Below are 22,094 nucleotides of genomic sequence, written 5' to 3' on the forward strand. Positions count from 1 at the left end.
GCGCCAAAGAGCTCTTCCTCCCAAGACCTAGAACACGTTATTCTTTGGGACCTTAGCGTCTCCACCTTGCTCCCGTTCGATGATTTGAAACTAGCTCATTGTCTTATTCTTGTCACCAGTTTGTGCAGCAAAGCCTAAAATTTCCTCTTGCGCTCTAAATGATCAAAAAGCTTGCGCTTCTTTCGCGTATATTTCATTTCATTGCGTCTGCTTTCGTTTGTGTTTGTGTGCGGGAAAGACTGTTCTGGCCAACCGGCTTTCAAGGGCGTAAAGGTCGCGAAACAGAAGGGTTGGACTATTTGAAAAAGTGGCGTCAAAAGCGTGGCGAGGTCTTGTTTTTCCAAGTCTCATGCGGTTTGAGTAGTCAAAAGGCTGTCGCCCGGAAATAAAGAGAGAATACATGCGCCTGTCCCGCTATTTTTTGCCTATCTTGAAGGAAACGCCCAAGGAAGCGGAAATCGTTTCACATCGATTGATGCTCCGTGCCGGCATGATTCGGCAGCAGTCTGCGGGGATCTATTCGTGGTTGCCACTGGGGCTGCGCGCTCTCAAGAAGATCGAAAAGATCGTCATTGAGGAGCAGGAGCGCGCCGGGGCGGTTCAGCTTTTGATGCCGACGTTGCAGTCGGCGGACCTGTGGCGTGAAAGTGGGCGTTACGATGCCTATGGTGCCGAAATGCTGCGCGTGACTGATCGTCACGAGCGCGACATGCTGTACGGGCCGACCAATGAAGAAATGATCACCGACATCTTCCGCTCGTCCGTGCGCTCCTACAAGGATCTGCCGTTGAACCTGTTCCACATCCAGTGGAAGTTCCGCGACGAAGTCCGCCCTCGCTTTGGGGTCATGCGCGGCCGTGAGTTCCTGATGAAGGATGCCTATTCCTTTGACATTGATCAGGACGCCGCAGTGAAATCCTACAATCGCATGTTCGTGGCCTATCTGCGCACCTACAAGCGTATGGGCCTGACCGCGATTCCGATGCAGGCAGAGACTGGCCCCATTGGGGGCGATCTCAGTCATGAGTTCATCGTGCTGGCCGAGACCGGCGAAAGCGCGGTGTTCTGCCACAAGGATTTCTGGAAAAGGCTGTGCCAGGCACAGACATTGATTTTGATGGTGATCTGACCAGCATTGTCGAGGATTGGACCTCGCTTTATGCGGCAACTGAAGATGTCATTGACATGGAAGCCTTCGAGGCCAGCGTGCCGGCGGAAAAGCGCATCGCGGCGCGCGGCATTGAAGTTGGGCAGACATTTTACTTCGGCACCAAGTATTCCGAGCCGATGGGCGCTAAGGTCACCACCCGCGATGGCACCGATGTTCCGGTTCACATGGGGTCATATGGGGTTGGCGTGTCGCGTCTTCTGGGGGCGATTCTGGAAGCAAGCCATGACGATCAGGGCATCATTTGGCCCGCGGCTGTGGCCCCGTTCCATGTTGGTTTGATCAACCTGAAGGCGGGTGACGATGCCTCTGACGCAGCATGTGAAGAGCTTTATGCCAAACTCACTGCTGCTGGCATTGAAGTGCTTTACGACGACACCGATGCGCGGGCCGGGTCTAAGTTCTCAACCATGGATTTGATCGGTTTGCCGTATCAGGTTGTCGTCGGTCCACGTGGTCTTAAAGACGGTGTTCTTGAAGTCAAGGATCGCAAGACGGGCGAGAAGGAACTGCTGTCTCCCGAAGCAACGTTTGACAGGCTGAAAACGGCTTTGGCCGACATTTTCTGAAAGCCTGATCTGACGTTTGGGGTCTGAGGCGTCGCCCTGAAAAGGCCTCGTGGGAAGGTGGCAAAGTCCTGAAATTTCCCATGGTTTCTGATTCCTTCTTCAAAAAGCCGGAATTGGCCGGGAAGAAGGAATGGCTTTGGTGCCGAATCGCTTGTTCGAACCTGTGAGAAAAGGCAGGTTCGGTCAGGCTGATCAGATTTCGCAAGAGTGGATGGTAGATGACTGAGCATGAGACCGCTGAAGTCGGGTCTTCCGACTTGAGGGCCAACAGACCGTTTTCGGCATTCGAATGGATGCTGGCCGGGCGGTATCTGCGCTCCCGCCGCAAGGAAACTTTCATTTCCGTCATCGCCGGGTTCTCTTTTGTCGGCATTACGCTTGGCGTTGCAACGCTTGTCATCGTCATGGCGGTCATGAACGGCTTTCGAGCCGAGTTGCTCGACAAGATCCTTGGTATCAACGGCCATATGCTGGTGCAGACGAGCGGTGAGCCTTTCACCAATTATGATCCGGTCGCCAAGCGGCTGGCCGGCGTGCCGGGCGTTGTCGGGGCCATTCCCTTTGTCGAAGGGCAAGCACTGGTTTCCGGCCCAAGCGGTAATCTGGGGGGACTGGTGCGCGGCATGAACGAGAGCGGGCTGCGCAAGGTTCCTCTGGTGTCACAGAACGTCAAAATGGGCACCTTCAAGAATTTCGATCAATCTGGCGGCGTCGCAATTGGCACGCGCATGGCCCAGCAGCTTGGTGTGTCGGTCGGCGACCAGATCACCATTATCAGCCCGCAGGGCAATGTCACCCCGATGGGGGTAACGCCGCGGGTGAAGGGCTACAAGGTCGTTGCCATCTTCGAGATCGGCATGAGTGAGTATGACAGCACCTTTGTCTTCATGCCCATGACCGAGGCACAGAACTTCTTCAACATGGAAGACAAGGTCACCGGCATCGAGCTTTATGTGTCCAATCCCGACACCGTGGGCACGATGAAGGCAGCCGTGCAGAAGGCGGCGGGCCGTCCGACCTATATCACCGACTGGCGGCAACGAAACGTCACCTTTTTTTCCGCGCTTCAAGTGGAGCGCAATGTGATGTTCATCATCCTGAGCCTGATCGTGCTGGTGGCTGCGCTGAACATCGTCTCCGGGCTGATCATGCTGGTGAAGGACAAGGGCAGCGACATTGCCATTCTGCGTACCATGGGCGCCTCACGAGGCGCGGTGATGCGGGTTTTCCTGATCACGGGTGCCAGCATCGGTTTCGTCGGCACATTCGCAGGCTTCGGTCTTGGGTTGCTGGTATGTCTGAACATCGAGAACATCCGTGAGTTCATTTCCTGGATCACGCGCACGGAAGTCTTCGATCCGACGCTGTATTTCCTCTCCAAGCTGCCGGCGCAGATCGACAACGGCGAGACTACGCTGGTGCTCGTCATGGCATTGGTTCTGTCGCTGTTGGCCACTGTCTATCCGGCACTGGCGGGCTGCCCGTCTCGATCCGGTTGAAGCGTTGAGGTACGAATAATGCAATCCGCTTCTCATCAAACGGCCGCCCATCGCCCTGTCCCGGCGCTGGCGCTGCGTGGCGTCACCCGGGTCTTCGAAGAAGGTGACAGAGAGCTGCACGTCCTGCGTGGCATCGACTTTTCCATGGCGCGTGGTGAAATGGTGTCTCTGGTGGCCCCGTCTGGCACGGGCAAGTCGACGCTGCTCCACATCGCCGGGCTTCTGGAATATCCTGACGATGGCGACGTTTTCATTGCTGGCGAGAACGCCTGCGAGATGTCGGATACAGAGCGAACGACCTTGCGGCGTGACCAGATTGGCTTTGTCTACCAGTTCCACCATCTCCTGCCGGAGTTTTCAGCGGTCGAAAACATCATGTTGCCGCAGATGATTTCTGGCCTGTCCAAGAAGCTGGCGCGCGAGCGGTCGATGGACCTTCTGTCCTATCTCAAGATGGCAGAACGAGCCGATCACCGTCCGGCACAATTGTCCGGTGGCGAACGGCAACGCGTGGCGGTTGCCCGCGCCGTGGCCAATGCGCCGCAACTGCTTCTTCTGGACGAGCCGACCGGCAATCTGGATCCGGCGACGGCAGATTATGTCTACGATGCGCTGCATGCTCTGGTGCGGGCATCTGGCGTGGCGACGATCTTCGCGACGCACAACATGGAGCTGGCGGCCCGCATGGACCGTTGCGTGACCCTGTCGGGCGGCCACCTCGTTCCTCATACGTTCTGATCACCCGAGATCCTCGGGGCATCTGTGACATCATCTGACGGTTTGAAAGGGCTGGCACCATTTTGAGTGCCGGCCCTTTTTGTGTGCCGCCAAACGCGTCTTTCAGGCGTCCGGCGTCGTCAGAAAAGTCGGCCTTTTCGTAAAAAGAACAAAAAGTGCTTGCAAGGCGAACAAAATAAGAACAAAATGATTTTAACGAAGAGAGTTCGTCGTATGGAGTTTGAAAATGATCCTTCTTGCCCGTGACTGTGCCGCCTTTGCTTCCCTCGTTGCCTTTGCAACCTCGATGGTTGTGTGGGGGGATGTTCTGCTTCATCTCTAAGCTGTGCGTAGAGGTAAAAGCTGTCGATCAAAGATCGATGATCGGCTCTCTGCATTGCCTTGGCAGGGATCAGGGGGCTACCTTCGCCGCACTGTGAGCGAGTGTCCGGCTGTGTCGGCATAGCCTGTCGAGTTTCATAAGCGCGACAGGGCATTCCGGTGCGATCATGCGGAGCCTGAGCGATGAGCCAAGACCTTTCCAATCCTGTTGCCCTTGCGCCATCTGACGAAAGCCTTTTGGCGCGAGCAAGGTCGGAGCGTGACAAGGTTGGCTTTGTTCATCTCAGAGTTCACTCGGCGCTGTCCTTGCTTGAAGGGGCTTTGCCGATCAAGAAACTGCTGTCGCTTGCAGAAGATGATGCGCAGCCAGCGCTTGCCATCACCGATTCGGGCAATCTGTTTGGTGCGCAGGAGTTTTCTCACAAAGCGTGGGGCAGTGGCATTCAGCCGATCATTGGTATTCAGCTGACAGTGCGTCTTGAAGCGCCTACTGATGAGCATGATGACAAGGGCGAGTTGAGTGAGCTTGTCCTGCTTTCCATGTCGGAGATCGGGTATGGCAACCTGATGGAATTGTCGTCGAGGGCTTTTCTCGACACGGCCACGGGGCTGAAGCCACATGTCTCATTTTCATATCTGTTGGAGCATTCGGACGGGCTGATCGTCCTGACTGGTGGCAGCCTTGGGCCGATTGGTCAGGCGTTGTTGTCTGGCCGCAAGGGATTGGCTCGCGAGCGTCTGGACGCGCTGGCCGCAGCCTTTCCGGGTCGCTGCTACATCGAGATCCAGCGTCATGGCATGGAGGAGGAAAAGCGCACCGAAGCGCCGATGCTTGATCTTGCCTATGAAATGGGTCTTCCCATCGTTGCGACAAACGAAGCCTTCTTTAAATCACGTGACGATTATGAGGCGCATGATGCCTTGATCTGCATTGCCGAGGGTCGGGTGGTGATCGAGGATGATCGCCGCCGGCTGACGCCAGAGCATTATTTCAAATCCCGGTCCGAGATGCAGGAGTTGTTTGCTGATCTGCCGGAAGCGTTGGCGGCCACCGTCGAGATTGCACAGCGGTGCAGCTATCGTCCCTTGCGCCGTGATCCGATCCTGCCACGTTTTGCTGGCGCTGATGCGGACCCGGAAGAAGCCGAACGGGCCGAGGCGAGTGAATTGCGCCGTCAGGCGGAAGACGGTCTGCGCAACCGGCTTGCAGCGCATGGTACTGGCGCCGGGGCTAGATGAAAAAGCCTATTGGGACCGCCTCGAATATGAGGTCGGGATTATCGAGGGTATGAAGTTCCCCGGTTACTTTCTCATCGTTGCGGATTTCATCAAGTGGGCCAAGAACCACGACATTCCGGTGGGGCCGGGGCGTGGATCGGGCGCAGGGTCGTTGGTGGCCTTAGTCACTGACGATCACCGACCTTGATCCAATGCGCTTTTCCTTGCTGTTCGAACGATTCCTCAATCCTGAACGTGTGTCGATGCCGGATTTCGACATCGACTTCTGCCAGTCGCGGCGTGAAGAGGTCATTCGTTACGTTCAGGAAAAATATGGTCGCGGCCAGGTGGCGCAGATCATCACCTTCGGGTCCTTGCAGGCCCGCGCGGTGCTGCGCGATGTCGGTCGTGTGCTGCAAATGCCTTATGGCCAGGTCGACCGTCTTTGCAAGCTGGTGCCGTCCAATCCCGCCAACCCGGTTACACTTGAGCAGGCGCTCCTTGATGAGCCACGTCTGCGCGAAGCCGCAAGGGAAGAGGAAATTGTCGACAAGCTTCTGACGATGGCGCAGAAACTTGAGGGGTTGTACCGTCACGCCTCAACCCATGCCGCTGGTGTGGTGATTGGCGATCGGCCGTTGGAACAGCTTGTGCCGCTCTACCGCGATCCGCGCTCAGATATGCCGGTCGCGCAGTTCAACATGAAGATGGTGGAAGATGCCGGACTGGTGAAGTTCGACTTTCTTGGCCTGAAAACGCTAACGGTCATCGATACCGCAGTGAAGTTGATTGCGCGCCGCGGTATCGATGTCGATGTTGCGGGCCTGCCCATCGATGATGGTCTGACCTATGCGATGTTGACCCGTGGCGAGACCTTTGGCGTGTTTCAGCTTGAAAGTCAGGGGATGCGCCGCGCCATTGCGGGCATGAAGCCTGACCGGTTCGAAGACATCATTGCGCTGGTGGCGCTCTATCGTCCTGGCCCGATGGAAAACATTCCCGTTTACAACGCTGTGAAGCACGGCGAGCAGGAACCGGATTGTCTGCATCCATTGCTAGAGCCGATCCTGATGGAGACGAATGGCATTATCGTCTATCAGGAACAGGTGATGCAGATCGCGCAGGTTCTATCCGGCTATTCGCTCGGTGAAGCTGATCTTCTGCGTCGTGCCATGGGGAAGAAGATTGCTGCCGAGATGGAAATTCAGCGTGCTCGTTTTGTCGACGGGGCGGTTGAGCGGGGAATTTCCAAGGAGCAGGCAGGTACGATTTTCGACTTGGTGGCAAAATTCGCCAACTATGGTTTCAACAAGTCGCACGCCGCAGCCTATGCGTTGGTCTCCTATCACACTGCCTGGTTGAAGGCGAACCACCCGGTCGAGTTCATGGCTGCCTCCATGACACTTGATATGGGCAATACCGAAAAGCTGGGCGATTTCCGACAGGAAGTCCGGCGCATGGGGATCGAGATCGTGTCTCCCTCGATCAATCGCTCCTTTGTTCATTTCGATGTGCAGGATGGCAAGATCATCTACGCCATGGGGGCTATCAAAGGCGTTGGCGAGCAGGCGGTCGAACATATCGTCTCGGTGCGGGGCGACAAGCCGTTCCGCAGCATGGGCGATTTTGCCCGCCGGATTTCACCGCGCCAACTCAATAAGCGCACGCTCGAAAATCTGGTCGCTGCCGGTGCGTTCGACGAGATCGAGCCGAACCGCGCGCGGGTTTTCGAGGGGCTTGACCGGGTGATGGGTCTGGCACAGCGCTCAGAAGAAAATCGGACGCTTGGCCAGGACGAATTGTTTGGCGGTAGCGAAAGCGAAGAGCCGTTGCAGTTGCCGGATGTTCATGGCTGGAACTCGGAAGAAAAACTCAACCGCGAACATTCGGCCATCGGCTTCTATCTGTCGGCACACCCGCTTGATCAATATGATGCGCTGCTCGACAAGATGCGGGTGCAGCCCTGGGCGAAGTTCGCTGAAGCCGTGAAGAAAGGCGCTTCCGCGGGCCGTCTGGCAGGAACGGTGATCTCCAAGCAGGAGCGCAAGACCAAGACCGGCAACAAGATGGGCATTGTCCGCTTTTCTGATGGTACGGGTCAGTTTGAAGGTTTGCTGTTCAAGGAGAAGCTTGAGCAATTCCGCGATGTGCTGGAACCGGGCCGTTCAATGGTGGTGCTGGTGGGCGCGGATTTGCGGGATGATGAGCCAAGCATCCGCATCGAGCAGGTCGATCCGATCGAGGCCGTGGCCGCTCGGGTTCAAAAGAGCATGTGCGTCTTCCTGAAAGATATTCGCGCGGTGGAAAGCCTGTCGCGGCATTTGCAGCAACGCGGCGAGGGGGAGGTCCGGGTAGTGGCGATGCTGGACAATGGCGAACAGGAGGTTGAGGTGCGTTTGCCGCAGCGCTATCGGTTGTCACCGGAGATTGCCGGTGCCATCAAGGCGACGCCCGGTGTGATCGACGTTCAGATGGCGTGATCCCATAGCCTGTCCCTGAATGGTCAGCGCGCTCTTTTGTATATGAGCGCATGTCCAGGAGGGAAGGTCGAGGTGGTTGTCCGGTCCCGTGCCTCGTCGTTTTCCGAAGCCTTGTGTCGGGTTTGGAGGCGCCAATTTATGCGGAGCGGGCACATCTGCGGTCCATACCGGGAAATCGCGTGATCGGGCCTTGAAATTCATCCGAACCCCGCATATAAGGCGCCCATCCCACACGCGGGAGGTGGTTATCGGTGTATCCGATAGTCTATCCGGTGGTTCTTGCGAATTGAATGACCTTGCTTTGAGGTTTGTCGCAAGGATCCGCAACCTGCCCGCGGAGGAGTAACCGGAAAACAGGAGTAAAGAGCGATGGCTCTGCCCGATATCAACATGCGTCAGCTGCTGGAAGCTGGTGTGCACTTTGGTCACCAGAAGCACCGTTGGAACCCGCGTATGGGTCAGTACATCTTCGGTGTCCGCAACGACATTCACATCATTGACCTGGCACAGTCCGTGCCGCTCTTCCATCAGGCTCTGAAGGCTGTCAGCGACACCGTCGCTCGCGGCGGTCGCGTTCTGATCGTTGGCACCAAGCGTCAGGCACAGGAATCTGTTGCTCAGTCCGCTCGCAACTCTGCTCAGTACTTCGTGAATGCACGTTGGCTCGGCGGCATGCTGACGAACTGGAAGACGATCTCCAATTCGATCCAGCGTCTTCGCAAGCTCGAAGAAACGCTTGGTTCCGATGCAGCGAACTCGCTGACCAAGAAAGAGCGTCTGTTCATGGACCGCGAGCGCGAAAAGCTTGAGCGGAACCTGGGCGGCATCAAGGATATGGGTGGTCTTCCGGACCTGATCTTCGTGATCGACACCAACCGTGAAGCCATCGCCATTCAGGAAGCACGTCGTCTGGGGATCCCGGTCGCAGCTATCCTCGACACCAATTCCAATCCGGAAGGCATCACCTATCCGGTGCCGGGCAACGACGACGCCGGCCGCGCGATCTCGCTTTATTGCGATCTGATCGAGCGCGCAGCGATCGACGGCATCCTTCGTGCACAGGGTGGATCCGGCATGGACATCGGTGAAGCAGAAGACGCTCCGGTCGAAGAAGCACTCGTTGCTGAAGCTGCTGGCGAAGAAACTGCTGTTGAAGCAACTGCTGGCGAAGAAGCCGCAGCTGAGTAATCGGTGTTGTTTTGATGCCTGGGCCGGACGTGTTTGTGCGGAACGGGTCTTGAACGAAAAGGACGGAAACGCATGTCTGCGTTTCCGTCACATTTATGCGGTAGGACAGGTCTTACCGCTTTTGTCTATAACCTCCTATCCACGAGGCTTCCGATGAGCATTACCGCTTCGATGGTCAAAGAGCTGCGCGAAACATCCGGCGCTGGCATGATGGACTGCAAGACTGCCCTGACCGAGTCGGGTGGCGACATGGAAGCAGCCGTTGATTGGCTGCGCACCAAAGGTCTTGCAAAGGCTGCCAAGAAGGCTGGCCGTGTTGCTGCCGAAGGCCTGGTTGGCGTTGCTTCCGAAGGCGCCAAGGCTGCCGTGATCGAGCTGAACTCCGAAACCGACTTTGTTGCCCGCAACGAAGGGTTCCAGCAGCTGGTTCGCAATGTTGCAGAAGTTGCAATTGCAACCGATGGCTCTGTTGACACAGTCAAGTCCGCGAAAATGGGCGAAAAGTCTGTTGAAGACACCATCAAGGACGCGATCGCTACGATCGGCGAGAACATGAACCTGCGTCGCAGTGAAGTTCTTTCGGTCAGCACCGGCGTTGTTGCCAACTACATCCACGGCGGCGTTGCCGATGGTCTTGGCAAGATTGGGGTTCTGGTCGCGCTCGAATCGACCGGTGACAAGGACAAGCTGAACGCACTTGGTCGTCAGATTGCCATGCACATTGCTGCAACCAGCCCGCTGGCACTGACCACGGATGATCTGGATCCGGAAGTTGTCGAGCGCGAACGCGCCGTCTTCTCCGAACAGGCACGTGAATCCGGCAAGCCGGACAACATCATCGAAAAGATGGTCGAAGGTCGTATCCGCAAGTTCTATGAAGAAGTCACGCTGACCAAGCAGGCTTTCGTCATTGATCCGGACAAGACGGTCGAACAGGCTGTCGATGCGCTGGCCAAGGAACTGGGCACGGAAATCAAGCTTTCCGGTTTCTCCCGTCTCGCTCTCGGCGAGGGGATCGAGAAGGAAGAGGCGGATTTCGCCGCCGAGGTGGCGGCGGCCACCGGACAGTAAGACACGAGAAAGCGCCGGCATTGACCGGCGCTTTTTTTTAGAAGGAAGTTTGTAAAAGGAAAGGCCACACCATGACGAAGCCCTTGCGTTGGAAGCGCGTGCTGCTCAAGCTCTCAGGCGAAGCGCTGATGGGCTCGCAGCCCTTTGGGATCGATCCTCAGGTTGTGCAGCGGGTCGCGAAAGAAATCGCGGACGCAGTCGCACTTGGGGCTCAGGTGGGTATCGTGGTCGGCGGCGGCAATATCTTCCGCGGTGTTGCTGTGGCAGCCAAAGGTGGCAACCGCGTCAGCGGCGATCACATGGGCATGTTGGCCACCATCATGAACTCCTTGTCGTTGGCTGATGCCTTGCGCCGCGTGAATGTTCCCTCGCGCGTTCTCTCCGCTGTTCCCGTTCCCTCGATTTGCGAAACATTCACGCAGCGTGTCGCCGAGCGTTACATGGAAGATGGCGATGTGATCGTGTTTGCAGGCGGCACCGGAAACCCGTTCTTCACCACCGACTCAGGGGCAGCTCTGCGCGCCGTCGAAATGAAATGCGATGCGTTTCTCAAAGGTACACAGGTTGATGGCGTCTACTCCGAAGACCCCAAGATCAATCCGGATGCGGAACGCTACGATACGCTGACCTATGACGATGTCATTCAGCGCAACCTCAAGGTCATGGATACAACGGCAATTGCGCTTGCGCGTGACAACGACGTGCCGATGATCATTTTTTCGATCCATACACCTAAGGCGCACTGGTCAGTGTTCTTAAGGAAACGGGTCGCTATACGGTTGTTGGCAACTAAGACTTTTAATCAGGTCGGCGGTCATACCACTTGTAATTCACCACAGGTGTGCGATTTTGGCCGCCAACGACTGTTGCAAGACTTTCATAAATATCTAGTGAGGAAGCTATGCCGGTAGAAGGTGTGGATCTGGACGATCTGAAGCGTCGCATGCAAGGCGCGCTTGCGTCTTTGAAAACCGATTTTGGCGCGCTCAGAACAGGCCGTGCATCCTCGTCGATGCTGGACGCCATTACCGTCAGTGCCTATGGCCAGCCGATGCCGATCAATCAGGTCGCCAGCGTCACTGTTCCCGAGCCGCGCATGCTTGCCGTGCAGGTGTGGGACAAGGGCATGGTGGGGGCTGTTGAGAAGTCGATCCGGGAATCGAACCTTGGCCTCAACCCTGTCGTCGATGGAACGCTGCTGCGTTTGCCGATCCCCGAGTTGAACACGGAGCGTCGTCAGGAGCTTATCAAGCTGGCGCACAAGTATGCCGAGCAGGCCAAGGTGGCGATCCGCCATGTGCGCCGCGATGGTATGGACACGGCCAAGAAACTCGAAAAAGCCGGTGACATCTCTCAGGATGACAGCCGCGTGGCGTCTGATGACGTTCAGAAGCTGACGGATGAAATGATTACCGAAGTTGACGGTCTTCTGGAACACAAGCAGCAGGAAATTGCTCAGGTTTGATCCTGTCCTGATGGTTGACTTGACAAGGAGGGCCGGGGGTCGATGACCGCACAGTCCGACACGCAAGATGTGAGCGAGATGCAGGCGCGTGACACCACGCGCCTGCCTGTTCATGTTGGCGTCATCATGGATGGAAACGGGCGTTGGGCTCAGTCGCGTGGTCTTTCCAGATCGGAAGGGCATCGCGCGGGGCTGAATGCATTGCGGCGTCTGATCCGGCATTCCTCCGGCCTTGGCTTGAAATATCTGACGATCTTTTCGTTCTCCTCGGAAAACTGGAACCGCCCGCACGGGGAAGTGTCCTTTCTCATGGGGCTGTTGAAGCGGTTCGTGCAGCGTGACCTTTCTGAATTGCACCAGGGCAATATTCGCGTCCGCGTCATTGGCGAGCGCGACGGGCTAGACCGGGGCATTCGCCAGTTGCTTGAGCAGGCAGAAAACCTGACGTTGGCGAATACAGGCATGACGTTGGTGGTTGCGTTCAATTATGGCGCCCGCCACGAAATCGTGCGCGCCGTACGGTCTCTCGCCGAGGACGTGAAAAGCGGCGAGCTGACGCCGGATGCAATCACGTCTGAAATGATTGATCAGCGTCTCGACACAGCAGATTTTCCCGATCCCGATCTGATCATCCGCACCAGTGGTGAAATGCGCTTGTCCAACTTTCTGATGTGGCAGGCTGCCTATTCCGAGTTCTATTTCTGTCCGTGTCACTGGCCGGAATTTGACGAGCAGGCCTTTGATCTGGCTCTGGCAGAATTCGCCGGGCGTGAGCGACGCTTTGGCGGGCTCGGGGCCAAGGCGCGATAGATGGGCAATGACGACAAGGGGGCAGGGGCCGCAGATGGTCGCGGACGAATGTCCGACCTGAAATTGCGTTTGGCATCCGCCGTCATTCTCGGTCCGCTTTCCTTGCTCATCTGTTGGTTTGGTGGTGTGCCGTTTCTTCTTTTGACCGGCCTCGTCTGCGTTCTCATTCAGTGGGAATGGCTGATGATGACCAATCGTCAATGGGTTTCAACCCCGGGCATCCTGTCTTTGGTGGGAGTGATTGCGACTGGCGTCTTTTATGCCCTCGATTTTCCAGTATTGCTTCTGGCCTGCCTTGTTGCGGTGCCCGTTCTGGTGCTGCTCATCGGCCGCTTGACCGCACGGGCCAAATGGGCTGCAGCGGGGTTTTTGTATTCTGCCGTGTCGCTGGTCGGCCTGATAGGCGTTCGTCAGGGCGTCGATGGTCGCATCTTTGTCTTTTATCTGCTGCTCATCATCTGGGCGACGGATATTCTGGCCTACTTCACGGGTCGCACTTTCGGTGGGCCGAAGCTGTGGCCGCGCGTTTCCCCTAAGAAAACATGGTCCGGCGCACTTGGCGGTTTCGTCAGCGCCATTCTCGTTGCGGGCCTTTTTGCGCTGGTACTGGATCTGGAAGCGACTGTGCGCTGGATGGTGTTGGCTGGCGTCCTGTCTATTGTGGCGCAACTGGGCGATCTGGGCGAATCCTCTCTCAAGCGTCGGTTCGAGATCAAGGATTCCAGCAACCTCATTCCGGGGCATGGCGGTATCATGGACCGGGTCGACGGGCTTGTCGTTGCTGCGGTCATCGCCATGGTGCTTGGTCTTGTGCTGGGTGGCTCGCTTGGCGACCCGTTGGCCGGGCTTGGGTTGCGCTAGTGATGGCTCTCACTTTGCATCGTCCGCTCATCGGGGATGAGCGCAGCAGCTGCGCAGGCGCTGGCTCGCCGTCACAGTACGAAGAGGTATCCTCGTGTCATCAGTGGAAATTGACCGTGTCCGTTCGGATGCCGGTAAGCTTGCGCAGGACGCGCCGATGAAGGTCACCGTTCTTGGCGCGACCGGTTCCGTCGGCCAGAACACGCTGGACATTTTGCGACGCAACCCGGAGCGGTTCGAAGTCGTGGCCCTGGTGGCCAACAGCAATGTTGATGACCTGGCGCGGCTTGCCAAAGATGTTCATGCCGAGATTGCCATCATCGCACGCGAAGATCTTGGGGCGTCGCTGAAAGAACAGCTTGCCGGATCTGGCGTTGAGGCGGCGGCCGGCGAACAGGCCGTGCTGGAGGCTGTCAGTCGTCCGGCGGACATGGTGGTCGGAGCCATTGTTGGCGCCGCCGGGCTTCGTCCCACTTGGCAGGCGTTGCAAGCGGGACGCACGGTCGCCCTTGCCAACAAGGAATGCCTCGTTTCCGCCGGGGACCTTTTCATGCAGCGGGTCGGTGAAACCGGCGCAACACTGCTTCCCGTCGATAGCGAACACAGTGCCATCTTTCAGATCTTCGAGAATGCCAATCTCGATCAGCTTCATAAGGTCATTTTGACGGCCTCGGGTGGGCCCTTCCGCACGGCAACGCTGGACGATATGAAAAAGGCCACCGCAGCCGAAGCGTTGAAACATCCCAATTGGGCAATGGGCAATCGTTTGACCATCGACAGCGCCACGATGATGAACAAGGGCTTCGAGGTGATCGAGGCTCGCTATCTGTTCCCTGTCACGCGCCAGCAGCTTGATGTTCTGGTGCATCCGCAGTCAATTATTCATGGCCTTGTTCAATATAAGGATGGATCGACTCTGGCCCATATGGGTGTGCCGGATATGCGCACGCCGATTGCTCATGCCTTCAGCCTGGCCAAAGCGGATGAAGACACCTGTCGAGCCGCTCGATCTGGCTGAAGTTGGCAATCTTGATTTCGAGAAGCCGGATTTGCAGCGGTTCCCCGCCTTGCGTCTGGCCTTCGAGGCGCTTGAGACGGGCAAAGGAGCCACCACGGTGCTTAATGCGGCCGATGAAATTGCCGTCGCGGCCTTTTTGAAGGGGGGCATTGGCTTCATGGATATTCCAGCCGCAGTCGAGGCGACACTTGAAGCCATGGACCGGCGCGGGGCCTTGCAGGTGCTAGGGCGAAATCGACGCAGTGTTCGCGCTCGATGATGAGGCTCGGCGGGTGTGCTTAGGATTGGATTGCCGCCTATTGTTAAGTTTGTCAGGGCTGTTTTGCAGCTGGCCTTGATGATGTTGCGGAGGTCTTGCAAAAGGCCCGGCAAAAGCTCTGTGCGGCGCCGCGATGCATATTTGCCACGCGGTAAATTTAGGGTAGAACAAAGCGTAACAATTCTCTTTTCACCGTTGGGGGGAGAGACTAACGTACCAATCTGAACGGGCGATGCGCGGCGGTCTTCAAGAGGCATAAATGGAAATTCTGACATCTGCCTACCACCTGATCATTGGTTACATCGTCCCCTTTCTGTTCGTGCTGACGATCGTTGTCTTCTTCCATGAGCTCGGCCACTTTCTGGTGGCTCGTTGGTGCAAAGTGAAGGTTGATGCCTTTTCTGTGGGGTTTGGCCGTGAGCTGATCGGCCGTACCGACCGTCAGGGAACGCGCTGGCGTTTGTCGGCCATTCCACTCGGTGGCTACGTCAAGTTCGCAGGCGACGACAACGCCGCCAGTGTACCGGACCGTGACCAGATCGCTGCCATGAGTGAAGAAGAGCGCGCAGGCGCCTTCATGGCCAAGCCTGTGTGGCAGCGTGCCGCCGTCGTAGTGGCAGGCCCTGTAGCCAATTTCATTCTGGCAATTGCAATCTTCTCGGTCATCCTGATGACCTTTGGCAAGGTCGAGATTTCGCCAAAGATTGACAAGGTGCAGCCGGAAAGTGCCGCAGCGGCCGCAGGCATGAAGCCGGGCGATCTCATTCTCAGTGTCGATGGCGACAAGATCCACAGCTTTTCCGCTCTTCAGCAGATTGTCACTGTCAGTGCCAATCTGCCGCTGCATCTCGTGGTTGAGCGTGACGGTGTCAAGGTGCCATTGACGGTGACGCCGCGTTATTCCGAGATCAAGGATCGCTTTGGCAATGTGCAGCGGGTGGGGCTTCTGGGTGTCTCTCGCAGTCCCAAGCCCGAGGATCTTGTGGTCAAGCGCTACAATCCGGCGGAGGCGCTGGTTGGTGGTGTCCATGAAACCTGGGTAATCGTGGCACGGACCGGCGATTATCTTGGAGCTGTTTTTGCAGGCCGTGAATCTGCCGATCAGATCGGCGGGCCTATCCGGGTGGCAAAAGTGTCGGGGCAGGTGGCCTCGCAAGGCTTTGTGCCTCTTGTGTCATTGGCGGCAATTTTGTCGGTGTCGATAGGACTTCTTAACCTGATGCCAATTCCTATGCTGGATGGTGGGCATCTGGTTTTTTATCTCGCTGAAGCGGTTCGAGGGAAGCCTCTCAGCGAGCGGGTTCAGGATATCGGGTTCCGGTTTGGTCTCGCCATCGTATTGATGTTGATGGTGTTTGCGACCTGGAACGATGTCATGAGTTTGACGAATCTATGATGGGGAGCTGATCTCGTAACGTCGATAACCGCTTTTTGTTCCCGCTCTTATGGGAAATGCGGCATTGATGTGGTTGCGAAATTGGCAAAACACTGTAAAAAGAGCCGAGTAGCTCAGAATCAGGGCTGTCTGTACATTTGCGTGCAGAAAGCTTCAAAACATAAGGGCATAGCGCACTAATGCAGCGATTGCACAAATTGACTCGCGCCGTACTTGTTGCAGCGGCTGTCTTTACTTCTGGAGCCGTGGTTCCCGCTGTGCTGGGACCGCTTTCGGTAACGACTGCTGAGGCAGCTGTCGCACGCAGTATTGCAGTGCGCGGCAACACCCGCATTGAGCCCGAAACGGTGCTCAGCTACATGACCATCCAGAAGGGGAAGTCATACAGCGCGTATGATGTCGATGAATCGCTGAAAGCGCTTTATGCGACCGGCCTCTTTGAGGACGTCAAAATCACGCCAAGCGGTGGAACTCTGATTGTGACCGTCAAGGAGAATCCTGTGATTTCGCAGGTTTCTTTTGAAGGCAACAAGAAGGTCAAGGATAAGTCTCTCGAAGGGATCGTGCAGTCGTCTTCCGGCAGCATGCTGACGAAGGCGAAGGTTCAGTCTGACGTTCAGAACATTCTTGAAGCCTATCGCCGATCCGGTCGGTATGGCGCTTCTGTCGATCCCAAGGTCATTGACCGGGGGCATCAGCGCGTTGATCTGGTCTTCGAAATCAACGAAGGCAAGAAGACAGGCGTTGGCCGTATCACCTTCATTGGCAATCATTCCTTTAGTGACGGTCGACTGCGTGACGTGGTGCGGACCCGCGAAAGTGGTCTTCTGAGCTGGCTGCGGACAACAGACACATACGATCCTGATCGTCTGTCTGCTGATAAGGAGCTGCTGCGCCAGTACTACTTCAAGAAGGGCTTTGCAGACTTCCGTATCTTGTCTGCAACGGCCGATCTTGATCGCGGCAACAATGAATTCGACATCACCTTCACGGTTGATGAAGGCGAGCGTTACAAGATTTCCAGCGTTGATGTCGTGTCTTCCATTCCGGAAGTGCATGCTGATGATCTGAAGTCTGATGTGATCACCGATGCTGGTGACACTTTCAATTCTCTCAAGGTTGAAAAGAGTGTCGAGGACCTGACTGAAAAGGTCTCTGCGAATGGTTATGCCTTTGCACAGGTTCGTCCTCAGGCTGTCGCGTGACTACAAGGATCACACGATTGCGCTGACCTATTACATCGAACAGGGGCCTCGGGCTTACGTCGAGCGTATCAACATCACCGGCAATACCCGGACACGTGGTTATGTCATTCGTCGTGAATTTGATCTGGCCGAAGGCGATGCCTTCAACCGGACGCTTCTCGACAAGGCGAAGCGCCGTTTGAAAAACCTCGGCTTCTTTGAGAAGGTCAACATCACGACTTCTCAGGGCAGTGCTCCGGACAAGGTGGTCATCAACGTCAATGTCGAAGAAAAGTCGACGGGACAGATCTCCTTCGGTGTCGGTTACTCGACGACGGACGGTGTCATTGGTGATGTGTCTGTGAGTGAAAAGAACTTCCTCGGTCGCGGTGAGTTCGTGAAAGTCGCTGTCGGCGGTGGTACGGACACTCAGACGTATGAGTTCCAGTTCAAGGAGCCTTACTTCCTTGGTCGCCGTCTCGGGTTCGATCTGGACCTTTACAAGAAGGCCTATGATGCGAACGACTATCGTGACTACGATCTGGACAAGACCGGTGGTGAAGTTGGCCTGACCTTGCCGCTGCGTGAAGAAGAAACCTCGCTGCGTGTCTACTACCAGGGTTTCCAGACCAAGATTTCGGATGACAGCTCCAGCAGTAGCAACTGTTCGAATTCCGAACTGTCCTTCGCCATCTGTAACTCGCTTGGCAGCTACTTTACTTCGGCTGTTGGGTACACGCTGACCGAGAACACTCTCGACAACAACCTTGACCCGACGGATGGTTATTTCCTTCAGTTCGGTCAGGAAGTCGCTGGCCTTGGTGGTGACTCCAAGTACATCAAGACCACGGCTGAAGCCCGTGCTTACAAGGAATTGTTCCCGGATTGGGGCATTGTTGGTAAGCTTGGCATCAAGGGTGGCAACATCCAGGGCTTTGGTGACGACGGCCTGCGCGTAACTCAGCAGTTCATGCTTGGTGGCGATACAGTCCGCGGCTTCGAGACCCAGGGGATCGGTCCTCGTGATGCGAACTCCGGTGATGCTCTTGGTGGTCGCTTCTTCGTGGCAGCCACGGCGGAAGCAACCTTCCCGTTCCCGATGATCCCGGAAGACTTCGGTCTCTCAGGGGCTGTCTTCGCCGATGCCGGGTCCGTCTGGGATCCGGACAGCAAGATCGAGGATGCGGTTTCTGATGGCGGTAGCTCGGTGGAATCGGATGGCTTTGATGTCCGGGCCAGCGTTGGCTTCGGGATCCGCTGGAAGTCGCCCTTTGGACCGCTGCGTGCTGACTTTGCAGTGCCGGTTGTCAAGGACGACGCCGATAAGACCCAGGTCTTCCGTCTGAGCGGTGGAACGAAGTTCTAAGATCTTTGTTCTCTTGAATACTCCAACGGCCGCCGCATTCGCTGGCGGCCGTTTGCTATTGGGTAGGTGATATGTCTGATCCAGTTTTCTTTGAAGCTTTCTCGCCGGTCTCCGTTGCAACCCTGTGTGAGTGGGCGGGCGCGGAGCTTGTGCGCGGTGACGGTGCGGCGATGATTGCGTCGGTGGCACCTGTTGAGGATGCAAGTTCCGGCAGTCTCGTTTTCTTCGACAACACCATTTATGCTGACAAGCTGCGCGAGACCGGTGCGACCGCCTGTCTTGTTGCGAAGAAGCATGTCGACAAGGTGCCTGCCGGTGTTGCGGTTCTTGTCAGCAGCGACCCCTATCGCGGTTGGGCCAAGGTTCTGGCCAAGCTGTTTCCGGCAGCCATGTCGCCTGTGTCGGAGGCCGCACGAGGTGTGATCTCCGCGCGCGCCATCATTGATGAGACGGCATCTCTGGAAGACAATGTCACTGTTGAGCCGGGCGCTGTGATTGGCGCGCATGCCGAGATTGGTGCAGGCACGGTTGTGCGTGCCAATGCGGTGATCAGTGACAGGGTGCGCATTGGACGCGATTGCGTTATCGGGCCAAATACTACCGTTCAACATGCATTGCTCGGCAATCGTGTTTTCCTGCATCCGGGCGTGTCAATCGGACAGGATGGCTTCGGCTATGCCATGGGGCCAGGTGGGCATCTTAAAGTGCCACAGGTTGGGCGCGTCGTTATTCAGGATGATGTCGAGATTGGTGCCAACACCACCGTCGATCGTGGTGCCAATCGCGACACGGTGATCGGTGAGGGAACCAAGATCGACAATCAGGTCCAGATCGGCCACAACGTGGTGATTGGTCGGCATTGCGTTATTGTGTCTCAGGTTGGCCTGTCAGGCAGTTGCCGTCTGGAGGATTATGTCGCCATTGGCGGCCAGTCCGGTGTTCGTGGTCATGTCACGCTTGGCATGGGGGCGCAGGTTGCCGCCGTCAGCGTCGTACATGACGACATTCCTGCCGGCGGACGTTATGGCGGGACGCCTGCGAAACCCATCAAACAGTGGTTTCGTGAAATGGCAGCCATTCGCAAGCTTGCAGAAAAGGGTTCTGCAAATTAAAGGAACAGGCAGGAAATGGCTGTTTCGGACGTCGGTACAGGTGTCGCCCGTCCAGCTGCTTTTGAGACTGACCTTTGCAGGGTGCGCTGGGGCACTGTGCAAATCAACAATCTGGCGCGGATGGCGCTAGGGGGCTTAAAATGGAACAGACGGAAAACAAGACGCTTGGCAGCGCAGACATCATGCGGATCATGGAATTGCTGCCGCACCGCTATCCTTTCCTGATGATCGACAAGATCATCGAAATGGATGGGGATCGGAGCTGTATCGGCATCAAGAATGTCACGATCAACGAGCCGCATTTTCAAGGACACTTTCCTGTGCGGCCAATTATGCCGGGGGTGCTTCTGATTGAAGCCATGGCACAGACTGCCGGTGCGCTTTGCGTGGATTCTCGCGGCGAGGACGCTTCGCCGCAGTTGGTCTACTTCATGACGATCGACAACGCTAAATTCCGCAAGCCGGTTGTTCCGGGTGATGTGGTGGAGTTTCACGTCACCAAGAAGAAGCAGCGTGCCAACATCTGGCGTTTCGAAGCTGTCGCGCTTGTGGACGGTGCCAAGGTTGCAGAAGCCGAAATCAGCGCCATGCTGGTAGACGCGTGAGGACTTGATGAGCAACATCCATCCGACGGCAATCATCGAAGATGGTGCGACGCTGGGAGACGGGGTCGAGATCGGCCCCTATTGCGTTGTCGGGGGCAAGGTTACGCTGGACGACGGCGTCGTGCTGAAGTCGCATGTGGCGCTCGAAGGGCGCACCCATGTGGGATCTGGTACGAAGATCTATCCCTTCGCCAGCATTGGCAGTCAACCGCAAGACCTGAAATACGCTGGTGAAGACACCGAGTTGCGGATTGGCAAAAACAATCAGATTCGTGAGCATGTCACCATGAACCCCGGCACCGCTGGTGGCGGTGGCGTCACGCAGGTTGGTGATGGCTGTCTGTTCATGATGGGGGCTCACGTCGGGCACGATTGCAAGGTCGGTAATCGGGTTATTCTGGCAAACAATGCCACGCTGGCCGGTCATGTCGAAATCGCTGATCAGGTGATCATGGGTGGCTTGAGTGCGGTTTTGCAGTGGACTCGTGTTGGCACCGGCGCCATCATTGGCGGCATGACGGGTGTTGAGTTTGATGTCGTGCCTTTCGGCTCAGTGCTTGGAGACCGGGCACGCCTGCATGGCCTCAATCTTGTCGGTCTCAAGCGCAGTGGTCAGCCACGCGAGCAGATCCATGCTCTGCGCGCGGCCTATCGCGCCTTGTTTGAAAGCGACGAGGGGACGCTGCTGGAGCGGGCGCGTGCTCTTGTCGAGACCGCACAGGATCAACCGTTGGTCAAGGTGATGCTGGATTTCATTCTTGAAAAGGACGGTCGACGGTTCTGTACTCCGGACCGCGGCGCGTAAGTCTCGGCATGGCGGGCGGCTTTCTCTTCAAAAGGCGATCTGGCGGGCCACCGCGAAGCGTGACGCCATCTGAAGCTGGTCCGCTCGCCATTGTCGCTGGCAATGGCCTGTTGCCATTGCATGTGTGCGACAGCGTTGAAGCCAAAGGCCGCAAGACATTGCTCATTGCCATCAAGGGCGAGGCGCATGACACCGTGCGTGCGCGGGCGGATGTTGAACTGGGGTTTGGCGAAATTGGCCGGCTCTATGCCGCCTTGGCCGCAGCCGGATGCCGCGATCTCATTCTGATTGGCGGTATCACTCGTCGCCCCGATTTTTCATCCATTCTCGGCGATCTCGGAACTATCCGTCGCCTGCCCAAGATCGCGAAGGCGCTGACGGGGGGCGATGATAGCTTGTTGACCCGTGTGATGCGGCTTTTCGAAGACGAAGGTTACCGGGTGGTTGGTGTTGCGGATGTCGCGCCGGATTTGCTGGCCGGTCGTGGGCCACTCGGTCGGGTGAACGTCGATGAGACCGATCTTGCTGATATGGCTCTGGCGCGGGAAGCAACGCGACGGCTGGGTGATCTTGATATTGGTCAGGCTGCGGTAGCGATTGCGGGACGTGTCGTTGCGCTTGAAGGCGCTGAGGGGACCGATGCGGTTCTTCTGCGCTGCGAAGAGTTGCGCGCCTCCGGCCGCGTCCGGGCCAAAGGCCAGTGCGGCGTTCTTGTGAAGACGGCGAAACCCGCTCAGGATCTCCGCGTTGATTTGCCGACCATCGGCCCTCAGACCGTTGAAAACGCCGTCCGGGCCGGGCTGCGTGGCATTGCCGTTCAGGCAGGAGCCGCATTGATTGCCGAAACGGCGGCCACCATTGCGGCCGCAGACAAGGCCGGGATTTTTATCTACGGGCTTGAGGATGTGAGTCACTCAGGCTGAACCGTCAGCATCATCGCCCATTGTCAACGATCCGCTAC

Annotated in this window: 15 protein-coding genes and 4 pseudogenes; all 19 read left to right on the forward strand. The window is 56.9% G+C overall.

Features of this window, described 5'->3' with window-relative positions; genetic code table 11:
* The first annotated feature begins 400 nt into the window (after positions 1-400).
* Positions 401-1,737 (forward strand): annotated as a pseudogene (gene proS, locus AC0L7U_RS00685) (proline--tRNA ligase).
* 218 nt (positions 1,738-1,955) lie between these two features.
* A pseudogene (locus AC0L7U_RS00690) lies at positions 1,956-3,255 on the forward strand (lipoprotein-releasing ABC transporter permease subunit).
* Positions 3,255-3,974, forward strand: coding sequence for an ABC transporter ATP-binding protein (locus tag AC0L7U_RS00695; RefSeq protein WP_473693002.1), 720 nt, complete (start codon positions 3,255-3,257; stop codon positions 3,972-3,974). Before AC0L7U_RS00690 ends, AC0L7U_RS00695 begins: the two are co-directional and overlap by 1 nt.
* 504 nt (positions 3,975-4,478) lie before the next feature.
* Positions 4,479-7,993: pseudogene (gene dnaE / locus AC0L7U_RS00700) on the forward strand (DNA polymerase III subunit alpha).
* Positions 7,994-8,362: 369 nt separating this feature from the next.
* Positions 8,363-9,181 carry a 30S ribosomal protein S2 gene (gene rpsB, locus AC0L7U_RS00705; protein ID WP_473693004.1) on the forward strand — a complete coding sequence of 273 codons (819 nt, stop codon included), beginning with the start codon at positions 8,363-8,365 and terminating at the stop codon, positions 9,179-9,181.
* A 153-nt stretch (positions 9,182-9,334) separates the two neighbouring features.
* A complete protein-coding gene (gene tsf / locus AC0L7U_RS00710; protein WP_473693006.1) occupies positions 9,335-10,252 on the forward strand; it encodes a translation elongation factor Ts in 918 nt (305 codons plus the stop codon).
* Between the two features lie 71 nt (positions 10,253-10,323).
* A pseudogene (pyrH, locus tag AC0L7U_RS00715) lies at positions 10,324-11,045 on the forward strand (UMP kinase).
* A 108-nt stretch (positions 11,046-11,153) separates the two neighbouring features.
* Positions 11,154-11,717, forward strand: a complete 564-nt coding sequence (frr, locus tag AC0L7U_RS00720) for a ribosome recycling factor (RefSeq protein WP_473693008.1) — start codon at positions 11,154-11,156, stop codon at positions 11,715-11,717.
* A gap of 42 nt (positions 11,718-11,759) precedes the next feature.
* Positions 11,760-12,527 carry an isoprenyl transferase gene (locus AC0L7U_RS00725; RefSeq protein ID WP_473693010.1) on the forward strand — a complete coding sequence of 256 codons (768 nt, stop codon included), beginning with the start codon at positions 11,760-11,762 and terminating at the stop codon, positions 12,525-12,527.
* Positions 12,528-13,388 (forward strand): phosphatidate cytidylyltransferase, encoded by an 861-nt coding sequence (locus tag AC0L7U_RS00730; RefSeq protein WP_473693012.1) that lies wholly within the window; start codon positions 12,528-12,530, stop codon positions 13,386-13,388.
* Positions 13,389-13,482: 94 nt separating this feature from the next.
* The gene (gene dxr, locus AC0L7U_RS00735; RefSeq protein ID WP_473693013.1) at positions 13,483-14,406 is read left to right on the forward strand and encodes a 1-deoxy-D-xylulose-5-phosphate reductoisomerase; all 924 of its coding nucleotides are present in this window, start codon (positions 13,483-13,485) and stop codon (positions 14,404-14,406) included.
* On the forward strand, positions 14,372-14,665 hold the full coding sequence (locus tag AC0L7U_RS00740) for a hypothetical protein (protein WP_473693015.1): 294 nt from the start codon (positions 14,372-14,374) through the stop codon (positions 14,663-14,665). Before dxr ends, AC0L7U_RS00740 begins: the two co-directional genes overlap by 35 nt.
* A 259-nt stretch (positions 14,666-14,924) precedes the next feature.
* Positions 14,925-16,061: an RIP metalloprotease RseP gene (rseP, locus tag AC0L7U_RS00745; RefSeq protein WP_473693017.1), complete on the forward strand. Its 1,137-nt coding sequence runs from the start codon at positions 14,925-14,927 to the stop codon at positions 16,059-16,061.
* A 197-nt stretch (positions 16,062-16,258) separates the two neighbouring features.
* On the forward strand, positions 16,259-17,266 hold the full coding sequence (gene bamA, locus AC0L7U_RS00750) for an outer membrane protein assembly factor BamA (RefSeq protein ID WP_473693019.1): 1,008 nt from the start codon (positions 16,259-16,261) through the stop codon (positions 17,264-17,266).
* A complete protein-coding gene (bamA, locus tag AC0L7U_RS00755; RefSeq protein ID WP_473693021.1) occupies positions 17,229-18,611 on the forward strand; it encodes an outer membrane protein assembly factor BamA in 1,383 nt (460 codons plus the stop codon). The genes bamA (AC0L7U_RS00750) and bamA (AC0L7U_RS00755) overlap by 38 nt, the downstream gene beginning before the upstream one ends.
* A 71-nt stretch (positions 18,612-18,682) precedes the next feature.
* Positions 18,683-19,723, forward strand: coding sequence for a UDP-3-O-(3-hydroxymyristoyl)glucosamine N-acyltransferase (gene lpxD, locus AC0L7U_RS00760; protein ID WP_473693023.1), 1,041 nt, complete (start codon positions 18,683-18,685; stop codon positions 19,721-19,723).
* A gap of 140 nt (positions 19,724-19,863) precedes the next feature.
* Entirely contained in the window at positions 19,864-20,328 is a 465-nt protein-coding gene (fabZ, locus tag AC0L7U_RS00765) for a 3-hydroxyacyl-ACP dehydratase FabZ (RefSeq protein ID WP_473693024.1), read from the forward strand.
* A 7-nt stretch (positions 20,329-20,335) separates the two neighbouring features.
* Positions 20,336-21,133, forward strand: a complete 798-nt coding sequence (lpxA, locus tag AC0L7U_RS00770) for an acyl-ACP--UDP-N-acetylglucosamine O-acyltransferase (protein WP_473693026.1) — start codon at positions 20,336-20,338, stop codon at positions 21,131-21,133.
* A 59-nt stretch (positions 21,134-21,192) separates the two neighbouring features.
* Entirely contained in the window at positions 21,193-22,056 is an 864-nt protein-coding gene (locus AC0L7U_RS00775; RefSeq protein ID WP_473693028.1) for an LpxI family protein, read from the forward strand.
* Positions 22,057-22,094 lie beyond the last annotated feature (38 nt).

This window comes from Roseibium sp. 10G30-5 (genome assembly GCF_055809635.1).